16 protein-coding genes and 3 pseudogenes are annotated in these 17,876 nt (G+C 62.0%); 13 read left to right on the top strand and 6 right to left on the bottom strand.

The features are described 5' to 3' along the window. Window positions 1-6 precede the first annotated feature (6 nt). The 8 genes and pseudogenes from DQW50_RS04605 to DQW50_RS04570 all read left to right on the top strand — a co-directional run bounded on the left by DQW50_RS04605 (window position 7) and on the right by DQW50_RS04570 (window position 6,907). Complete coding sequence (locus DQW50_RS04605) at window positions 7-1,011, top strand: electron transfer flavoprotein subunit alpha/FixB family protein (RefSeq protein ID WP_112078131.1); 1,005 nt, start codon at window positions 7-9, stop codon at window positions 1,009-1,011. Beyond that, window positions 1,008-2,321, top strand: coding sequence for an FAD-dependent oxidoreductase (locus tag DQW50_RS04600; RefSeq protein ID WP_112078130.1), 1,314 nt, complete (start codon window positions 1,008-1,010; stop codon window positions 2,319-2,321). Before DQW50_RS04605 ends, DQW50_RS04600 begins: the two co-directional genes overlap by 4 nt. An 84-nt stretch (window positions 2,322-2,405) precedes the next feature. Continuing rightward, on the top strand, window positions 2,406-2,696 hold the full coding sequence (locus DQW50_RS04595) for a ferredoxin family protein (protein WP_074878640.1): 291 nt from the start codon (window positions 2,406-2,408) through the stop codon (window positions 2,694-2,696). A gap of 2 nt (window positions 2,697-2,698) precedes the next feature. Next, window positions 2,699-3,478, top strand: coding sequence for an SDR family NAD(P)-dependent oxidoreductase (locus tag DQW50_RS04590; protein ID WP_112078129.1), 780 nt, complete (start codon window positions 2,699-2,701; stop codon window positions 3,476-3,478). Continuing rightward, entirely contained in the window at window positions 3,475-4,332 is an 858-nt protein-coding gene (locus DQW50_RS04585) for an electron transfer flavoprotein alpha/beta- subunit (RefSeq protein WP_112078128.1), read from the top strand. The genes DQW50_RS04590 and DQW50_RS04585 overlap by 4 nt, the downstream gene beginning before the upstream one ends. A gap of 20 nt (window positions 4,333-4,352) precedes the next feature. After that, window positions 4,353-4,943 (top strand): annotated as a pseudogene (locus DQW50_RS04580) (IS6 family transposase). Between the two features lie 61 nt (window positions 4,944-5,004). Continuing rightward, window positions 5,005-6,177 carry an alcohol dehydrogenase catalytic domain-containing protein gene (locus DQW50_RS04575; RefSeq protein ID WP_112078127.1) on the top strand — a complete coding sequence of 391 codons (1,173 nt, stop codon included), beginning with the start codon at window positions 5,005-5,007 and terminating at the stop codon, window positions 6,175-6,177. A gap of 166 nt (window positions 6,178-6,343) precedes the next feature. Beyond that, window positions 6,344-6,907 (top strand): annotated as a pseudogene (locus tag DQW50_RS04570) (IS6 family transposase). Window positions 6,908-6,923: 16 nt separating this feature from the next. On the opposite strand, the gene DQW50_RS18735 reads toward DQW50_RS04570, so the two are convergent. Genes DQW50_RS18735 through mftA form a run of 4 tightly spaced genes read right to left on the bottom strand, consistent with a single transcriptional unit; the run spans window position 6,924 to window position 10,552 of the window. Beyond that, window positions 6,924-9,215 (bottom strand): FkbM family methyltransferase, encoded by a 2,292-nt coding sequence (locus DQW50_RS18735; protein ID WP_323749570.1) that lies wholly within the window; start codon window positions 9,213-9,215, stop codon window positions 6,924-6,926. Between the two features lie 24 nt (window positions 9,216-9,239). Next, window positions 9,240-10,199: a mycofactocin radical SAM maturase gene (gene mftC / locus DQW50_RS04560; RefSeq protein WP_112078125.1), complete on the bottom strand. Its 960-nt coding sequence runs from the start codon at window positions 10,197-10,199 to the stop codon at window positions 9,240-9,242. Next, window positions 10,189-10,431, bottom strand: a complete 243-nt coding sequence (gene mftB2, locus DQW50_RS04555) for a mycofactocin biosynthesis chaperone MftB2 (RefSeq protein ID WP_112078124.1) — start codon at window positions 10,429-10,431, stop codon at window positions 10,189-10,191. Before mftB2 ends, mftC begins: the two co-directional genes overlap by 11 nt. 1 nt (window position 10,432) lies before the next feature. Beyond that, window positions 10,433-10,552, bottom strand: coding sequence for a mycofactocin precursor MftA (mftA, locus tag DQW50_RS04550; protein ID WP_112078123.1), 120 nt, complete (start codon window positions 10,550-10,552; stop codon window positions 10,433-10,435). A gap of 147 nt (window positions 10,553-10,699) precedes the next feature. Between mftA and DQW50_RS04545 the strand changes: the two genes are divergently transcribed. Next, entirely contained in the window at window positions 10,700-11,467 is a 768-nt protein-coding gene (locus DQW50_RS04545) for a creatininase family protein (RefSeq protein WP_157964844.1), read from the top strand. Window positions 11,468-11,666: 199 nt separating this feature from the next. Here DQW50_RS04545 and DQW50_RS17580 read toward each other — a convergent pair whose 3' ends face one another. Further along, entirely contained in the window at window positions 11,667-12,095 is a 429-nt protein-coding gene (locus DQW50_RS17580; RefSeq protein WP_127341310.1) for a hypothetical protein, read from the bottom strand. Between the two features lie 162 nt (window positions 12,096-12,257). Between DQW50_RS17580 and DQW50_RS04540 the strand changes: the two are divergent. From DQW50_RS04540 to DQW50_RS04525, 4 genes and pseudogenes are all read left to right on the top strand, one after another. Then, a pseudogene (locus DQW50_RS04540) lies at window positions 12,258-12,893 on the top strand (IS6 family transposase). 57 nt (window positions 12,894-12,950) lie between these two features. After that, window positions 12,951-15,332, top strand: coding sequence for a cation-translocating P-type ATPase (locus DQW50_RS04535; RefSeq protein WP_112078121.1), 2,382 nt, complete (start codon window positions 12,951-12,953; stop codon window positions 15,330-15,332). An 81-nt stretch (window positions 15,333-15,413) separates the two neighbouring features. Next, on the top strand, window positions 15,414-16,490 hold the full coding sequence (locus DQW50_RS04530; RefSeq protein ID WP_112078120.1) for a hypothetical protein: 1,077 nt from the start codon (window positions 15,414-15,416) through the stop codon (window positions 16,488-16,490). A gap of 80 nt (window positions 16,491-16,570) precedes the next feature. Further along, window positions 16,571-16,870 (top strand): hypothetical protein, encoded by a 300-nt coding sequence (locus DQW50_RS04525; RefSeq protein WP_112078119.1) that lies wholly within the window; start codon window positions 16,571-16,573, stop codon window positions 16,868-16,870. 107 nt (window positions 16,871-16,977) lie between these two features. Here DQW50_RS04525 and DQW50_RS04520 read toward each other — a convergent pair. Further along, window positions 16,978-17,876, bottom strand: an 899-nt coding sequence (locus DQW50_RS04520; protein ID WP_157964843.1) for an amidohydrolase family protein, incomplete at its 5' end; no start/stop codon positions are given.

The raw sequence follows: 17,876 nt of genomic DNA, 5'->3' as shown, positions 1-17,876 counted from the left end.
CTACCAATGACTCGGATCGTAGCCGTACCCGACGACGACGACGTTGCACTGCTGGACGAAGCTCACCGACTCGCCGAGGCGATCGGCGACGCGGGTCCGGTGTCCGAACAACCCACCGTCGTCGCCGTCACGTTCGACGGCCTCGTCACGCCGGAGAAAGCCGCAGCTGGAGCTCCCGACGAGGTACTCCACGTGACACGCGAGGAGGGGGAGTTCACGTCGGGCGCAGCGGGCATCCGCGCCCGCTCACAGGCACTCGCGGAACTCACCGACGACGCACGAGCCGTCCTGCTCCCCGATACCGCAGATGGCACCGACCTCGCGGCGGCGACGGCGCGGCGACGGCGGGGGGCCTGTGTCACCGACTGCCTACTGCGGGTTCGAGACGGCGAGCTGCGGGCCGGGCGACCCGTGTACGGCGGCCGTGCGTACGCCGAGTTTGAGTTCGAACGAGAGCCCCCTGTGGTGACGCTCAACACCGAATCACTCGGGACGCCCGATCAGCACCCCGAGGGTGAACCAACCGAACGCACCGTCGAGGTCGACGTGGCCGACGACGGCCGTCTCCGGCACGTTGAGACGTTCGAGGTCCCGGAAGACGACCTCTCGAAGGCGCGCCGCATCGTCGCCGGTGGCTTCGGGTTGGGTAGTGCGGACGGTTTCGACCTGATCGAGGACCTCGCGGACGCGTTCGGCGCCGCCAGCGGCGCCTCCCGTCCACCGTCGGATGAAGGATGGGTGCCCTACGACCGCCAGATCGGCGTGACAGGCAAGGAGATCGACGTTGAGGTCTACGTTCCCTGCGCGATCTCGGGTGACTCCTACCACATGCGCTCGGTGAATGCCGACCATCTGATCCCGATCAATTCGGACCCCAACGCGCGCGTCTTCAACTTCGCCGACATCGGTATCGTCGGCGACGTGTACGAGTACGGACCCGTCTTGGCCGAGGCAGTTCGCCGGGCGAGAGCGGGCGACGAGGCCGCAGAGACCGAGGAGGTGGCCGAATGACGGACGTCGCCTTCGACGTGGTGGTTGTCGGCGCCGGGCGGGCCGGCGTCGCTGCCGCCTACAAACTCGCCGACGAGGGGTTCGAGGTGGCCCTGGTCGAACGTGCCAAACAGCCGGGGATGAAGAACGTCACCGGCGGCGTACTCTACGGCAGTATCCTGGACGACCTCGTCCCGGAGTTCCCGGAAGAAGCACCGCTTGAACGCCACGTGGTCGAGCACAACATCAAACTGCTCCACGGCGACGCAGAGGTCTCCATCGGGTACCGCGACCTCGAACTCCGGGAGGAACCAAACTACACGCTGATACTCGGGAAGTTCGATCGATGGTTCGTCGACCGTGCGGTCGAAAAGGGGGTGACGTTCCTCTCGGAAACGACCGTCCAAGACGTCACACAGGAGGAGAGCCGTGCAGTGGTCCACACCGACCGCGAGAACGGCGACATCGCCTGCGACGCTGTGATCGGCGCCGATGGTGTGAACACGACGGTCGGTCGGAAGACGGGGATCCAGCGAACGATGCGCAACGAGGACATGGCGCTGTCGGTCAAGAAGGTGATCGACGTCGGCCGAAAGACGATCGACCAGCGCTTCAACCTGGATAGTGACGAGGGAGCGGCATACATCTACACGGGGTTCCCCCAAGGCGCAGCCACCATCGGCTACTTCATCTACACGTTCGACGAGTACATCTCCGTCGGCGCGGTCGGGGGTCTCGAAACCCTCCGGTGGCTCGGCGACGAGGGGTACGGCGAGACCGGTACCCCGCTGTACTCGCTGTTGGAGGACTTCATGGAACTCGACAACGTCCGTCCATACGTCCAGGGCGACGCCGTCGAAGAGTACCAGGGGATCCTCGTCCCCGAGCACTCCTACGATACCCTCCCGGACCGCCACGATCGCCGGGTCGCGCTCGTCGGCGACGCCGCGGGGCTCGTACTCAACAAGGGGTACACGTTCCGGGGACTCGACTACGGGATCAAGAGCGGTCTCGTTGCCGCCGAGGCCGTAATGGAGTGTGCCGAGGACGGGGACTGGGACGCGTTCGGCCGACGGTACGACACGAGTCTGGAGGATTCGTACGTCCTCCAGGACATGAAGCAACACCGTCACCTCCCGAAGTTCCTGAAAAACGAACGGATGTACGACGCGTATCCGGGCATCGCGACGGAGACGCTCCGGAGGATGTACTCCGCGGAAACCGACGCGTCCGGATTGACGTGGCGACAGGCGTACCGTGCGTTCCGACGTAGTGATGCCGGCGTCCTCGACCTACTCAAGGACGGGTATCGAGGACTCAGATCACTGTGACCAAAAGAGCAATACCTATCGACACCAATACATAGCCATGAGTTCACACACACCACGAACCGGTACCAACGGAGAGACAGAGCGATGAGTGTCCAGGACGATCTAGAGACGGTCGAGTGGGACGTGAGCGAGGACGCCCACATCACCGTCGACAACGAACAGTGTATCACCTGCGAGGACAAGCCCTGCCTACACCTCTGTCCTGCGGAGTGTTTCGACTATCAGGAGGACCAGGAGGGCGGTATCTACTTCGCGTACGAACCGTGCGTGGAGTGTGGCGCCTGTATGGTCTTCTGTGCGAACGACCCCGACAAGGGCGCCGTCTCGTGGTCGAAAGCAGAGGGCGGCAAGGGCGTGGAGTTCGACTTCGGCTGACAATGTATCTCGATGACCAGACGGCCATCGTGACCGGTGGCGCGAGCGGGATCGGTGCGGCAACGTGTCGCATACTCGCCGAGCGCGGCGCAGATGTCGTCGTCGCAGACCTCTCCGCCGAGGACGGTGAAGAGTTGGCCGGGTACATTACCGACGCGGACGGGGGCGACGCCTCGTTCGTCGAGGCCGACGTGAGCGACGAGGATGCCGTCGCAGGAATGATCGAGCACGCGGAGAAGACGTTCGGGAGCGTTGACGTCCTCGTGAACAACGCGGCCGTGGCCTCACAGGAGGCCGATAGTCGGATCACGGAGTTCGACGACGACGCCTACGAGTTTCTGACCGGCGTGAACCTCAAGGGACCGATGTATGCTGCGAAGCATGCGATCCCGGCAATGCTCGATACCGGCCAAGGAACAGGTGTCGTGGTCAACAACGCCTCGATCGCCGCACTGATCGCGGAACCTGGGATGGACATCTACACTGCGACAAAGGGGGCGCTCGTCTCGCTGACTCGATCGATCGCTGTCGAGTACGCACCCGATATCCGTGCGAACACCATCTGTCCCGGTGTCGTCGAGACGCCGATGCTCGAAGCCGCCATGGAATCGGAGGGAGACAGCGACATCCCCGAGACGATGGCGTCGATGATAGAGGAGACGCCGCTGGGGATCGCTGACCCCGAAGACATCGGTCGTGCGATCGCGTTCCTCGCGTCCGCCGACGCGGCGTTCGTTACCGGGGCCACGATCCCGGTCGACGGAGGGTACACGGCACAATGAAGGCTCTCGTCGCCGCGCGCTCCGAGCCTCACCGGGTCGTCGACGAAGACGGTAACGCGGAGCCGTACCGCCCCCAATTGAGCATCGACGATCGCGTCGCGCTGGCAGCCGCCCGCGACGTTGCCGAGGAGGTGACAGCAGTCGGCATCGGCGGAGAGACGGCGCAGCGCTGTGTTCGTGCGGCGCTCGAACGTAGCGCCGACGAAGGGCTCCACGTGGCCTACGATCCCATCGAGGAAGCGGCCGGGGACAAGTACGCGACCGTACTGGCCCGCGTCGCTGCACGCGAATCACCGGACGTCGTCGTCGTGGGGCAGTCGTCCTCGTTCGCGGGATCCGAGATCGCGACACTCGTCGGGGAACGGCTGGACTGGCCCGTCGCGACGCGGGTGACACGACTCGGCACCCCGAATATCGACGCCGATGTCACGGTCGATCAGGGTGAGCTCGCCGTCCAGCGGAAACTAGCGATCGGCCGGCAAGAGGCAGTCGTCGTCCAGTCGCCGACGGTACTGGGGATCGACGCCGGCTATACGGATCCGGACCGTGCGCCGCTCTCGACGATCGTCGCCGGCCAGCAGGCCGAGATCGAAACAGTGCCACTGGAGGATGTCGCGCCGAGAGAGTCCCGATTCTCGATGAGTGTCGGTCCTGTGACGATCGAAGATGTGACACCCAACGAACGATGGGGTCGTGGTCGACCGCCACGAACCGGGACGGTCGAGGAGCGCATCTACCGAATGCTCGGACGGGGCAGCGACGGCGGATCGAGCGTCGGAGAGCAGATCGATACATCGCCCGAGGACGCCGCAGCGCGTGTCGTGACGTATCTCGAGGAACACCAGTTACTGTGAACGAGCGACGGTTCCGCAACATCCGCAGTACTCAGCGACGTAGCGACTGGATCGAGTTAGATTTGGGGAGCGAGAGCGGACACCGTTCAAGCTGATGGAGATTGGTATTCGACTTCATCTGTCCGGACGATCACTTTCGAATAGATTTTTAGAATTGGAAAAGTTCGGTGTCAAACGGTTGCGGAAAGCTGTTCATGACTGGGTTCAGAAGGCTGATCTGTAGCCCGCCAGCGACGCCAGCCCGGATCACGTTGCGCTCGACGAAACGGTGTTCCGAATCAACGGTCAGCCGATCTGGCTGTCCGCAACTGTCGATCTCGAGTCGAAGAAATATCTACACATGAGGCTCTGTACAACCACTACAACAGTATTGACACAGCAGTTTCTACGAGAGCTTCGCGAGAAACACGACATCTCTGACGCCGCGTTTGTCGTTGATCGCGCACAACATATAACCGCCGCACTGCGGGAATCGGAATGCTGTCGAACGTATCTTTCGAGAAATAAAACGACGAACTTCCTCGTTTAGCAATAGTTTTAGCCACGTCGATCCGGAGACCGCCGAAACGTGGTTACGAGACCTCACCGTTTGGTGGAACCCGCTTAACTAAACACGATTGGTACGAACGGTAGAAAATTATTTATTCTTAATGATTATAAATCTGGATTGCTATGCAAACAGAAGTGGCCTATGTCGAGGAACCCGGGGTAGAGGATCGTTTCAGCTCACGAGGCAATATCAAGGTTGAAGAAGTCACGCTAGATGACCCGAAAAAAGATGAGGTTCTCATCGACGTGAAGGCGGTTGGGGTCTGCCACAGTGACTGGCACGTCGCATCTGGGGATATGCCCACCGAACACTACCCCTGTGCACTGGGCCACGAAGGAGCAGGCATCGTCGAAGAAGTCGGTGATGCGGTCACGCACGTCGAAGCCGGCGATCGTGTCGTCCTATCGTGGATCCCAAGCTGTGGAAAGTGCCGGTTTTGTACTGCCGGACATCAAGAGATGTGTACGCGAGGACAACAGGTATTGGCGGGTACGATGCCGGACGGGACGTTCCGGATGCACAAGGACGACGGAACCGATGTCGGACAGTTCGCGTTTCTGGGCTGCTATGCCGAGCACATCGTCACGCATGGGGACAGCGTGACGTCAATTGAAGAGTTCCCTGATGTCCCTTGGGAGGTTGCGGCAGTGACAGGGTGTGCTGCCGCGACTGGATTCGGTGCAGCAGTGAACAGAGCCGATATCGAACCGGGTGATACCGTGGTTCACTTCGGTCTCGGGGGCGTCGGTGCAGCGGCGGTTCAAGGATCCAGACGGGAAAGTGCTGATCAGATTGTCGTCGTCGATCCGTCAGAGTACAAACGCGAGAAAGCGTCCGAATTTGGCGCAACGCATACCGTTGACCCTGAGGAGACGGATCCGATGGAATTCGTCGATTCGATCACTAACGGTCGAATGGCTGATGTCGCAATATTCACTGGATCGATTGGAACACCAGAGGCGCTGGGGGAAGCATACAGCACCACGAAGAGTATGGGACAACTGGTCTCCGTCTCTAACAACCCTGCGGACGCGACGAGAATTGATCTCCCTGAAAAGGCAGGGGGAACGCTTATGTTCACGTTCGGCGAGCGTGATATAACCGGAACGTTGTACGGTGGATGGGGTCCGAACCTGGCGGTGCCCACGCTCCTCGAACAGTACGAATCCGGAAATCTACAACTGGGTGAAGAGGGAGGATACCTGACCGCCTCGTACAGTTTAGACGAGATCAACGAGGCGTACAACGATATGATAGAAACGAATAATATTCGCGGGTACATAGACCTCTCATGATAGGTTTAGCGACACAGTGACTTACAGGAAGAAGGTCAAACCCACGACCCAACTCCTCTGACGCCTTACCGCTGTATCCAGTCGTGGTAATTTAAGCATCGGTTCCGGGAAGTGGGCGGTGCTGAAATAAGTCGGAAGATGAGGCGGTCAAAAGCTCGAGGGGTCTATGCTCTCGTTCGACCGCCTCAACGGCGATAGCGGTCGTATCGAGTTAGGTGTTCTGGAGCGAGGGGCGACACTCGAGTTCTTGAGAAGTGGGTGTCGATCGTCATCGAACCACCCTCCATCGGTTGGTACAGAAGGCCGCTCTACAGCCGACAGACGGTACTGATCCGAATCACGTCGGGTCGATGAAACCGTGATTCAGCTCAATTCTGAGTGATATTGGCTGTACGCTACCGTCAATCCCGACACGAACCGCCGGCTCCGCGTTCGGCTGTATCCGACGAGAACCAACGCGATCTCCTCGATGTTTCTCTCTGAACTGCGTGAGAAACATCAGGTTGACAACGCAGTCTTTCTCGTCGACAGTGTGCCATGGTTACAGGCGGCCTGCCATCGTCATGGTCTCCGATTCCAACACGTCACACGTGGGAATGCCGTCGAACGTGTCTTTCGTGAAGTAAAACGACGAACAAACCAGTTCTCAAATATGTTTAGCCGCGTCGAACCGAGTACTGCTGAAAATCGGTTGCAAGCGTTCGCCTTCGCATGGGATCAGCTCATCTAAACACTACCCTCCGCTCTCACTCCGTCTTTTCGGCTCGAACGATAGTGCGTTCGTCCGGGAGGTCCTGAACACGTGTCACGGAGAATCCCTTCTCGTGGAGGATGGTCGTTGCTCGTTCAGTGGTCGCGCCGTGTTTTGAGAGTGAGTCCGGATGGAGCTCACAGTACACCAGTCGACACGATGGGTCCGACAAGACCTCGTCCATGCCGTCGAGTACGTCACCTTCCGTGCCTTCGACATCGATCTTGATCACCGTCGGTTGTGGTCTCTCACCTGATGCCACCAACGAATCTCCCGTCATGACTGGCGTCGACAGCGACCGATCCGTTGAGGACGACACGGAGTCGGTCGACGCGTCCCGTTCCGTGAGGAGGGTGTGTGTTCCGCTCCCGGCCACTGTATCGTCCGGGCTTGCCAGCGCCCCACGTCCGTTTTCGGATCCGAGCGCCTTTCGAACCACCAGTGAATCGACACCGTTCATCGACAGGTTCTCCGCGAGCCGCGCCGCGTTCTCCGGATGAGGCTCGACAGCGATGACGGTCCCCTCGTCGAGTTTACGGCCGACCAGACAACTGTAGATCCCGATGTTTGCGCCGACGTCGAGGAACGTGTCGTCGGATTCGATCCGTTCGAGCAGATCGGCGACGACCGGACGTTCGCCCCTGAGCTGGTCATCCCTGAACCACCACTCTTCTGCCGATGAATCGACGTTGAACCGACCCGTTACGGTCCCGATGGTAAGCGTCTCTGTGGGCGATGTCTCACGGCCGATACGTAGTCGTGCGAAGAACGTTGCCCCGGGTCCCGTGAGTCGAAACCGCGTCAGCGGATTGAGGTGGCTGAACGTGTGGTAGACGAACGCTCCGCGATAGGCCCCGTACTGATATCCGAAGTGGTCTACAGCGTAGTACGTTCCGTAGCCAAGTAGCGACGTGTCCGGATCGTGGACGCGATATTCGACGGCCATCGGGAGCGCTATTGCGGTGATAGTCACACCGATGATGCCGCCCCCCACCGTCTGCATCCCCGCTCCCCATGCCAAGACACCGAGAAAGAGTGCTGGTCCCGCGTAGTACCGCGTGACCTCTCGCGAGACGGTATACGTCGACGAAAGCCGCTCACGACCCCAGCTCCGTAGCACGTCGGACGCCGAAATAATCGGGGGGAGCTGCCCGTACCGCCGCCAGAGATGCCACCCACGGAAACTTCCGAGGAGACCGAGCGATATCGCCATCACTCCGACCGTGACAGTAGAGACCACGGCCGAACCGAAAGTCGCAAGCAACCCGAGTATAACGGCGAATGGGAGGAGCGTTGGTACACCGACGCCTCCGGAGCCATCACGACCGTAGTCGCGCGCGAGCAACGCCTCCGACGAACCGTACGCTGTGCGACGGCTGGCGAAGTCGCGTTTCCCGTCTCGATAGACATGCTCGACGACCCCAGTTGGCGAGTACACGACCTCGAGTCCAGCCGCGATAGCGCGCCGGCACACGTCCACATCTTCGGCGATACTCCGATCGGGAAACGGGACGGATTCGAACGCGGAGCGGTGGCCGATCAAGTTCGCCGTCGCTAGATACGGGACGTTCCCTCCGGGCTCCACTCGTGACGCGTAGGCGCCCATATCCAGTGAAGAGTTAATCCCCTCGTATACGCTCGCGGCTGTCTCACCTGCGGGGCGGATCCGACCCCCGACGAGGTCGGCAGTTCTGAGGATCGGGACGAGGTCGGTAAGCCAGTCCGCCCGCGGGCGACAGTCCGCGTCAGTGAACGCGACGACGTCGTGAGTAGCTGCGGCGACACCACGGTTTCGTGAGGCACCGATGCCTAGCGGATCGGTGGAACGTCCCACCGACAGCACGTGAACACGACCGGTTCCGACCATGTCGTAGTTTCTGGCCATCTCGTTGGTGCCGTCCGTTGATCCGTCGTCAACCACCACTACCTCGTACATCGGATACTCGAGTTCGGCTAGTGCGTCGAGACACCGTTCAAGCGAGGTACGGTCGTTTCGGACCGTCACGACGATCGATACGGGCGGTCTAAATTGGCGATCCCGGGCGGGCCGCCACTCGAGAAATCCGCGTCGATGGAGCCGTTCAAACAGTTGTACGACCGGCTCGGCGTCACGTCCGAGCTCCGAGGCGACCGCCGTCGGCGATCGAAACGTTTCACTCTCGAGTGCGTGGACAGCCTCGATAGCGGTCTCGTTGAGTCGCGTCGCAAGGAGCGGTTGCGTGGAGACGAGGATGGTGCCAGGAACCGTGACCCCGTTTCGAAGGCGATACTCCCCGTGAGCCCGCATCGACCCATCTCCCGGCATACGGAGTCAGTCGCCCGAGAGAATGGCCCGTAGCTGAGGGTCTTCGCCGTCGGGGTCGGAGCTACCCATCGCGACCGCGGGACATCCCTCGTGGTCGTCGATCCGACTACGGAGGTTCGCGATTTCGTCCCACGCCGTCTGGAACCCGTCGTCCGTTACGTTCCCGGAGGCGAGATGATCCCACTGTGTGAACGCACAGGGGAACACGTCACCGGCGGGATCAACGAGACACGTCATTGATCCGGCACCGCATTGTTTGAGCGTGTTATTTCTAACCTCACCGAGCGCATTTAAATAAAAGAAGGAATCGCCGGTTCGGACGTCGGGATGATCGTCGATCCAGTCGTGGAGGAACCGTATCTGATCTTCCGTGAGGCGGAACTCGTCCCACGTGTCCTCGCCGCGGCCACTCGGGCGGAATCGATTTAGCCGGAGGCCGGCACCGTGCGATGTTGCGAGGTCATATATTTTGGACAGATCTTCGACGTTCTGTCGAGTGACGACCGTGTTTACTGTCGTGCCGATGTCACGGTCTTCTAACCGGTTGAGGGAATCGACGACTTGGTCATACACGCCGTCACCACGAATGGCGTCGTTTTCCGCTTGGAGACCATCCATACTCACTTGAAGGAACAGTGGGTCCATCGCCTCGATACGGTCGAGTGTCGCCTCATCGAGCTGCGTTCCGTTCGTACTCACGCACGTCGAAATGTCACGACTCGTGAGTTCCTCGAGCAACTCCAGCATATCGGGACGGATGAAGGGTTCGCCACCACCGATGTTCACTTGGAACACGTCCATCCGATCGAGTTCCGCGATGAACTCACGAGCCTCATCTGTCGTGAGCTCGTTCGGTAGCTGGTGGCCCGGGCCGCTTCCCGACAGGCAGTGGTCACAGTGGAGGTTACAACCCAGCGTCACCTCCCACGTGATCGTGACCGGTGCCGAAAGCGGTTCACTCGACATTTGTGATGACTCCACGCTGTAATAGTGTTTCGACGACGCCCGGCGAAAACTCCTCCTCGAGGGCCTGTCGAGGTCGTTCTCCGTCGATGTACTCTAACACGTCAATAACCGTGTCGCTCACTTCGTACATGGACGCGTCCTCGTAGCCGTAGTTTTCGTGATCGTACACGAGCCCTCCTTCCGCCTCCCGCCTGAATTTGATGTGATCGGGCCTCGCCAGTTTCGTGGTCATGCTAGTAGACGCCACATATTCCATCGATTCGGAGCTCTTCCTCGAAGAGATCTTCCTCGATATCGGGCTCGTCAGTTGTGGACTGCTCAGTATCGTCGCTTGAATCGGCTGACTGTGACATACAGTATCAACCACACAATAGATTACTAAATACGTTTGGATACCCTCCCATTTACACGGGAATCTCTCTTGGTCCATTGGAGACGAGGAGAGTCGCTGTAGCTTATCGAGGAGAACAATCTTGTATCATCAGGTGAACGATACGGCCGTGTGTGACACTGACCACGTGACGCTGGCCGATCTGACGTGGCAAGAGATCGAATCCGCGGTTCAAGGAGGTGTAGATACGATCATCGTTCCGCTCGGCGCAACCGAACAACACGGGCCACATCTCCCAGTCGGGACGGACACCCGAATCGCGACGGCACTCGCGGAACGTATCGCTCGAAACCTCGAGGATGCTCTTGTTGCCCCTCCTGTGCCAGTCGGGCCTTCCGACGAACACGCCGCGTTCCCTGGCACCCTCTCTATCTCTCCGGATACACTCACGGCAGTGCTTCGTGATTACGTCTCATCTTTCGAGAGTCAGGGGTTCACCCGGGTTGTGATACTTCCTGGACACGGAGGTTCGTTTTCCATAGTTGACGCCGCATACGCGGAACTCGCCCGGACGGAAGGGGTGGATCTAGTCGCCATTACGAGACTCCAACGGTACATGGAACTGCTTGACGAAGGGTTATCAGCCGCAGGAATCGACGTCGACGAACCCGTCGTTCACGCAGGTGCCAGCGAGACTGCGATGCTTCTCGCTATTGAACCATCGCTCGTGGAAGGCGACCTCCCCGAAGGACACACCGGAACGGTCTCTGCTGCGGCGTTATTTGCTGACGGCGTAGAGACATATGATGAAAGCGGTGTTCTCGGTGATGCGAGGCCAGCGACCGCGGCTGCCGGAGAAGTGCTCTTGGAACATATCGCGGACGCGTATACGGCGTATATCCGAGACGAGTTCCACGAACTCAACGCGCGCCGTTAGGATAGTGTTCGAGTCGCGCCGTTAGGATAGTGTTCGAGCGACATCCTCCCCGTCCTGAAAGGCGGGTTTTCGTCTTGAAACTCCCAGAAGATCGAAAGGTGAGCGGTACGGTTCCAAAGATTGGCTCTGTTGAAATCCAATTCTTCAGACATATACTCGTCTGAAATGGTTGGTCGCTGGAATATGTGTACTGAACGAATCAAGGGTCAGTTCCAAGATTGATGTCTGTGGAGTTTGATGGTTGTTCGATAGCCTTTGAAACAGATAGCAGAACGTCGGTTTCAACGGAGAGACTTGAAATCCAAATTTGCTCGTTTTCACGCTGAAATTCGATGTGGGTCGCATCTTCGATTTGTGGGAGATGATTATGTCCTAAAGAGATAGTTATCTTCTCGAACTCGTCGGGTGGGGCTGAATCGTGGGAAGATGACGTTTCCCAATCGTGTATTTGTTCTACCAGTTCATCGATAGACACTTTTCCGCCTACTTGATCGAGATAGTACAGTACGTATCGGCGACGTTCCTCGCTGAATAAGGAGAATATCTCGTCCAACGTTTCCATGAGAGCCACAGGGGGATCACGATAATAGTTGTTTCGCTGAAACTTCTTCTCATCCTCGTACCTCATTCAACTGTACTAAGCGTGTAAAACTATTATCAGCTGGGGGTTTCAACACCTATGAAAGCCTGCTAGCGCAACAAACCACGTCTGCGATACGATATTTTTCGCCGGGATCGATGGCGGTGTTCAGATAAGGATTGAAATGCGAGGCGGTGCGTTTTCAAAGTGATCGATACCCGAAACGACTGCCTCATCTGCTGTGTAGGCGAGCTCAACGTAGCGTTTGTGGAGCGAGAACAACACCGAAGCTGTTGTGAAGCTCAGTATTCAGCTTCACCTGGTTGGATCATCATTTTCAAATACTGTTTTATTTTTTGAAATATTTGGTGTTGATCGGGTTCGGCCTACCGTTCAGAACAGGCTTCATTGGACTGACCTACAGCCGGGATCTGGTCGGAGTTCGAATCACGTCGCGGTTGATGAGACCGTGATTCAGTCCGATGATGAACGATATTGGCTGTACGCTACCGTCGATCTTGATTCGAACGATCTTCACCATACAACGCTTGAACAGACAAGAACGAACGTAATCGTCGACCAGTCTTTCGCGAAATCCTCTCAAAAATGTGATGTGGATAACGCGATATCTCTCGCTGGTGGCGCGGTTCTACTTCATCGAACCTATAAGAACATGGTTTCGATCGTAGACACGAACGACATAGAAATCGGACCAGCTTCGGACATATCAGTTATAAATTATATTGTAGAATCATCTACTTCTCAAACTGTTTCAGCAGAGCTGAAGCAGAAACTGCTGACGAGTGGTTGCGATCGTTCGCTTTCGCATGGAATCAGCGTATCTGAACACGACCTCGAGAACGGCAGATGGATTAATAACCGTCGGCCGGTTACTCCTCGCCAATGAGCGAACGGAACGGAACGGACGATCCTCCGGTCGAGAGCGTCGAGCTCCGGCTGGTCGTTCCCGACATGGACTGTGCGTCCTGTGCGGGGAAGGTCGAGGGAGCCCTCGACCGCGATGGCGTCCTCGCCGTCGACACGCGGCCGACTTCGGGAGTCGCCGTCGTTACCTACGACCCGTCGGTCCTCGACGCGGACGCGCTCGTCGACGCGGTCGAGGGCGCGGGCTACGACGTCGCCGACGCCGACTCGGACGCCGTCTCCGATGGGCTGTTCACCAGTCCGCGAGCGGTTCTCACGGCTACCGGCGGCGTCTTCCTCGCGGTCGGGCTGGTCCTCGAGTGGCTCCTCCCGGGTGCGAACCCGCTCTTCGCGACCGTCGGCGGGGAGGTCGGCGTCCTCGGCCCGTGGGAGGTGTCCGGCGCGTCGCTCGCGTACCTGCTCGCGATCGCGGTCGCGGCCCCGCCGATCCTCCGGAACGGGTACTACTCGCTCCGGGGCATGAGCCTCGACATCGACCTCCTGATGTCGGTCGGGGTGGTCTCGGCCCTGCTCATCGACCTCCCGTTCGAGGCGGCGACGCTCGCGGTGCTCTTCTCGACCGCGGAGCTCTTGGAGCGCTTCTCGATCGACCGCGCGCGAACCTCGCTGCGGGAGCTGATGGAGCTGTCGCCCGACGAGGCGGTCGTGATCCGGGACGGAGGAGAGGAGACCGTCCCGGCCGGGGCGGTCGCCGTCGGCGAACTGCTCGCCGTCCGACCGGGTGAGCGCGTCCCCCTCGACGGGGTCGTCCGCGAGGGCGCCGGTGCGGTCGACGAGTCGCCGATCACGGGCGAGTCAGTCCCCGTCGAGAAGGAGCCGGGTGACGAGGTGTACGCCGGCTCTATCAACGAGGCGGGCTACCTGGAGGTCGAGGCGACCGCACCCGCCGAGGAGTCCACCATCGCGCAGGTGGTCGAACTCGTCGAGGCGGCGAACGGCGAGGAAACCCGAGCGGAGCGGTTCGTCGACCGGTTCGCGGGCGTCTACACGCCGATCGTCGTGACCGCCGCGGTCGCGACGGTCGTCCTCGGCACCGTCGTCGTCGGCGGCCCGGCCGAGACGTGGTTCGTCCGCGGGCTTACCCTGCTCGTGATCGCGTGTCCGTGCGCGTTCGTCATCTCGACGCCCGTCAGCGTCGTCTCCGGCGTGACCGCCGCCGCGCGAAACGGCGTCCTGATCAAGGGCGGCGAACACCTGGAGACAGCCGGCGACGTCGACGCCGTCGCCGTCGACAAGACGGGGACGCTCACGACCGGCGAGCTCGCCGTCACCGACGTGATCCCGCTCGGTGTGGCCGACGCAGGCGACCTGCTCGCGCGTGCGACCGCGCTGGAGCGTCGGAGCGAACACCCCGTGGCGGAGGCGATCGTGGCGTACGGGGAGGACGTCGGCGAGGGCGGACCCGACGACGGGACCGCCGAGTCCACCGACCGCGACGTGGCCGGGTTCGAGGCGCTCGCCGGGAAGGGCGTTCGGGCGGAGATCGACGGCGAGACCCACTACGCCGGCAAGCCGTCGCTGTTCGAGGACCTCGGGTTCGATCTCGGGCACGCGCACGTCCGGACTGACGGCGGAACCCTCGAGGGGGTAGCGGAGACGAACGAGACCGGGAGGATCGAGGACCCCGCGACCTGTGAACACGGGGAGTACCTCGACCTGTCCGGCAAGACGATCCCGGGGCTCCAGGCAACGGGCAAGACGGTCGTGCTCGTCGGCACCGAGGACCGGCTGGAGGGAGTGATCGCGGTCGCGGACGCGGTCCGACCGGAGGCCGGGTGGGCCGTCGACCGGCTCCACGACCTCGGGATCGACCGCGTCGTGATGCTCACCGGCGACAACGAGCGGACTGCACGAGCGATCGGCGAAACGGTGGGCGTCGACGAGATCCGCGCGGAGCTCCTCCCGGACGAGAAGGTCGTCGCCGTCCGGGAGATCGGCGCGGCAAGCGACGGCGGGGTCGCGATGGTCGGTGACGGGATCAACGACGCCCCAGCGCTGGCGGCCGCGGACGTCGGGATCGCGATGGGGGCGGCCGGCACCGACACCGCCCTCGAGACCGCGGACGTGGCGCTCATGGCCGACGACCTGACCCGGCTCCCGTACGTGATCGACCTCTCGGCGCGCGCCGGACGGACGATCCGGACGAACATCGGCGCGTCCCTCGCCGTGAAGGCGCTGCTCGCAGTCGGCGCCCCCTTCGGGTACGTCACTGTCGCGATGGCGGTGATCGTCGGCGACATGGGGATGAGCCTCGGCGTCACCGGCAACGCGCTCCGGCTCGGGAACGTCGTGCCCGCGGAGCCCCCGGGGACCGAAGAACCGGCAGGGGCAGCGGAGTGACGAGCCGTGACCGCGGCGTGACGGGCCACAACCCCGGCGGCGGACAGTTTTAACAGCTCGTCACGCGTATCGGGGCCCGAGATGCCCTCCGGGAGCGGCTCCCCTGTCGAGACTGTCGAGTCGGCCGAGACGGCGGAATCGGCCGAGACGGCGGAGTCGACGGAGTCGACCGAAACCGCCGAGACGGCGGAACCGACCGGGGCGGCGAAGGTGAAGGGGACGGCGACCGGCACGGACTCGCGGACGGAAGCCGACCCGGCCTCGGTTCCCGAGCCGATCGAGTGGGGGCCGGTCCGCCACGATCGGCTCCGGTCGTTCGCGCTCGGGGCGGGGCTCGTCCTCGCAGTCCTCCTCCTCGCCGTCGTCGCGGTCGTCGCCGTCGGCGTGGCGAGCTCAGCGTGGGCCACAGCGACCGGCAGCGAAGCCGTCGGCGGCGGAACGGTCAGCGGGAACACCGACCTGTGGGTGCTCGCCGTGTTGCTTCTCGTCGGCGGCCCGTTCTCGCTGGTCTACCTCCTGATCGCCTACGACCGATCGACCGAGGGGGCTCGCAAGAAGCTCCGCTCCGCAGTCGGCGACTACTCGCTCTCGGGGGAGCCGATACGCCCCCGCTGGGTGCTCGCGGGAGCCGTCCCGTTCGGCGCGCTCTGGGTGTGGGGCCCCTCGCCGGTCGAACTCGTGTTCGCCTACCTGTTCCCGCTGATCTGGCTCCTGCCGGTCCTCGCCGACTCGAAGGGAACCTCGGTTCGGCTCGACCCCGCGGAACGCGTCGTCAAGCGGACGTCTCACACCCACGACCGGAGCCGGAGCGACGACCTCGACGCCGTGATCCGGACGCGCCGGATCGACCTCCCGTGGACGACGCTGTTCCTGTTGGCGTACCGCGGGAACGCCTGGTACCGGTCGACGCCCTGGCTGTTCGTCCCGAGCGAGCGGGCCGAGGAGGTCGAGACCGCACTCGAGAGCGTTCTCGCCCGCTCTCCGGGCCCCGAGCGCGCGAGCGTGCCCGAACGGGCCACCCTCGCACTCCTCGGGAGCAGCTCGCTCGTCGTCGGCTTGGCGATGTCCGCGGCGGGCGCGGAGGGCGGCGGGATCGCGTTGGGGCTGCTCTCCGCACCGTTCACCCTGCTGTTCGTGGCGCTCGCTGTGCGGCTGTGACGCGGTGGCGATCGGGCCGACGCTCCCGCCGGAACACCCCCACCGGACGACTCAAATAGCCGTCGACCCTACCCGAGGGCATGGACCGCAAGCGGCTAGAGCGGACGTTGGCCGAGGAGTTCGGCGGGACCGCCACGGAGCGGCGCGTGGTCGCCAGGGCCGCCAGCGACCTCGTCGACTCCGGGAAACCCTCCACCGACCGCGGACACGCGCTGACCGTCCCCGGCGTGGTCCGGCACCTCTCGGACGCGCCCGAGGGCTCCTCGCTGGTCGAACGCTGGAACTGGTGGATGGGCGCGTTGGAGACGGCCTACGGCGGCTACGACTACTTCACCGTCCGATACGTCGAGGACGACGAAGAAGCCGGATTACGGCGGTGACCGCCACCCGATCACCGACCGTGGTGTAGAGGACGCGGTCGGATACCGCACCCGTCCCGAACGGCCCGATCACTTTCGAACGGCCCGATCACTTTCGAACGACCCGATCACTTTCGAACGGCCCGACCGGGGAGGGCACCGGTCGTCTCGCCGTTCCGAACCGCGAGCTCGCCGTTCACGACGACGTGGTCGATCCCCTCGGGATACCGCCGAGGGTGCTCGAACGTCGCCCGGCTCTTCACGGTCGTCGGGTCGAAGACGACCAGGTCGGCGTCCATCCCCGGGCGGAGAACCCCCTTTCGATCGAGCCCCATGGCCCGCGCCGGAAGCGACGTCATCTTTCGGACGGCCTCCTCCAGCGTGAGGAGGTTCCCCTCGCGGACGTAGTGTCCGAGGATCCGCGGATACGTCCCGTAGACGCGGGGGTGTGGTTTCCCGCCGAACAGCCCGTCGGACCCGACGCAGACCCGCTCGTACGAGAGTATCTCCCGGACGTCGGCTTCCTCGAGCATGTGGAGCGTCATACTGACGCCGAGCTCCTCCTCGAGGAGGAGCTCGCAGACCGCGTCGACGGGGGTGGTGTCGCGCTCGGCGGCGATCGCCGCCACGCTTTCCCCCTCCAGGTGTTCGTTCGCCTCGGTCTCCACGTTCGCGATGACGACGTTCTCCCAACCGGTCAGCGCGCCGATGTTCTCCCAGCCGTCGACGCGCCACTCCTCGACGTCGCGGCGGATCCGCTCGCGTGTCGCGTCGTCGCGCAGGTGTTCGAGCGTCCCCTCCGGCCCGTCGGCGTGGACCCACGGGGGGAGAGCCGCCGAGAGCATCGTGCTCCCGGCCGTGTAGGGGTACTGTTCGGCCGTGATGTCGACGCCACGCTCGCGGGCGGCCTCCAGGAGCGCCGTCGCCCGGTCGACCTTTCCGTGTTGCATCGGGCCGGCGACTTTGAAATGCGAGAGGTGGAGCGGGACGTTCTCGTCGGCACCGATGTCGACGAACTCGTCGAGCG

The organism is Halorubrum sp. 48-1-W (assembly GCF_003287355.1).
Classification (GTDB): Archaea; Halobacteriota; Halobacteria; order Halobacteriales; family Haloferacaceae; genus Halorubrum.
The sequence above is the reverse complement of the archived record's forward strand: the minus strand, read 5'-3'. Positions and strand labels throughout refer to the sequence as shown.

What these genes read in the sequence shown, in the direction of transcription:
- DQW50_RS04605 (WP_112078131.1), top strand. Translation starts at nt 7, where the DNA reads ATGACTCGGATCGTAGCCGTACCCGACGACGACGACGTTGCACTGCTG.
- DQW50_RS04600 (WP_112078130.1), top strand. Translation starts at nt 1,008, where the DNA reads ATGACGGACGTCGCCTTCGACGTGGTGGTTGTCGGCGCCGGGCGGGCC.
- DQW50_RS04595 (WP_074878640.1), top strand. Translation starts at nt 2,406, where the DNA reads ATGAGTGTCCAGGACGATCTAGAGACGGTCGAGTGGGACGTGAGCGAG.
- DQW50_RS04590 (WP_112078129.1), top strand. Translation starts at nt 2,699, where the DNA reads ATGTATCTCGATGACCAGACGGCCATCGTGACCGGTGGCGCGAGCGGG.
- DQW50_RS04585 (WP_112078128.1), top strand. Translation starts at nt 3,475, where the DNA reads ATGAAGGCTCTCGTCGCCGCGCGCTCCGAGCCTCACCGGGTCGTCGAC.
- DQW50_RS04575 (WP_112078127.1), top strand. Translation starts at nt 5,005, where the DNA reads ATGCAAACAGAAGTGGCCTATGTCGAGGAACCCGGGGTAGAGGATCGT.
- DQW50_RS18735 (WP_323749570.1), bottom strand. Translation starts at nt 9,215, where the DNA reads ATGCGGGCTCACGGGGAGTATCGCCTTCGAAACGGGGTCACGGTTCCT.
- mftC (WP_112078125.1), bottom strand. Translation starts at nt 10,199, where the DNA reads ATGTCGAGTGAACCGCTTTCGGCACCGGTCACGATCACGTGGGAGGTG.
- mftB2 (WP_112078124.1), bottom strand. Translation starts at nt 10,431, where the DNA reads ATGACCACGAAACTGGCGAGGCCCGATCACATCAAATTCAGGCGGGAG.
- mftA (WP_112078123.1), bottom strand. Translation starts at nt 10,552, where the DNA reads ATGTCACAGTCAGCCGATTCAAGCGACGATACTGAGCAGTCCACAACT.
- DQW50_RS17580 (WP_127341310.1), bottom strand. Translation starts at nt 12,095, where the DNA reads ATGAGGTACGAGGATGAGAAGAAGTTTCAGCGAAACAACTATTATCGT.
- DQW50_RS04535 (WP_112078121.1), top strand. Translation starts at nt 12,951, where the DNA reads ATGAGCGAACGGAACGGAACGGACGATCCTCCGGTCGAGAGCGTCGAG.
- DQW50_RS04530 (WP_112078120.1), top strand. Translation starts at nt 15,414, where the DNA reads ATGCCCTCCGGGAGCGGCTCCCCTGTCGAGACTGTCGAGTCGGCCGAG.
- DQW50_RS04525 (WP_112078119.1), top strand. Translation starts at nt 16,571, where the DNA reads ATGGACCGCAAGCGGCTAGAGCGGACGTTGGCCGAGGAGTTCGGCGGG.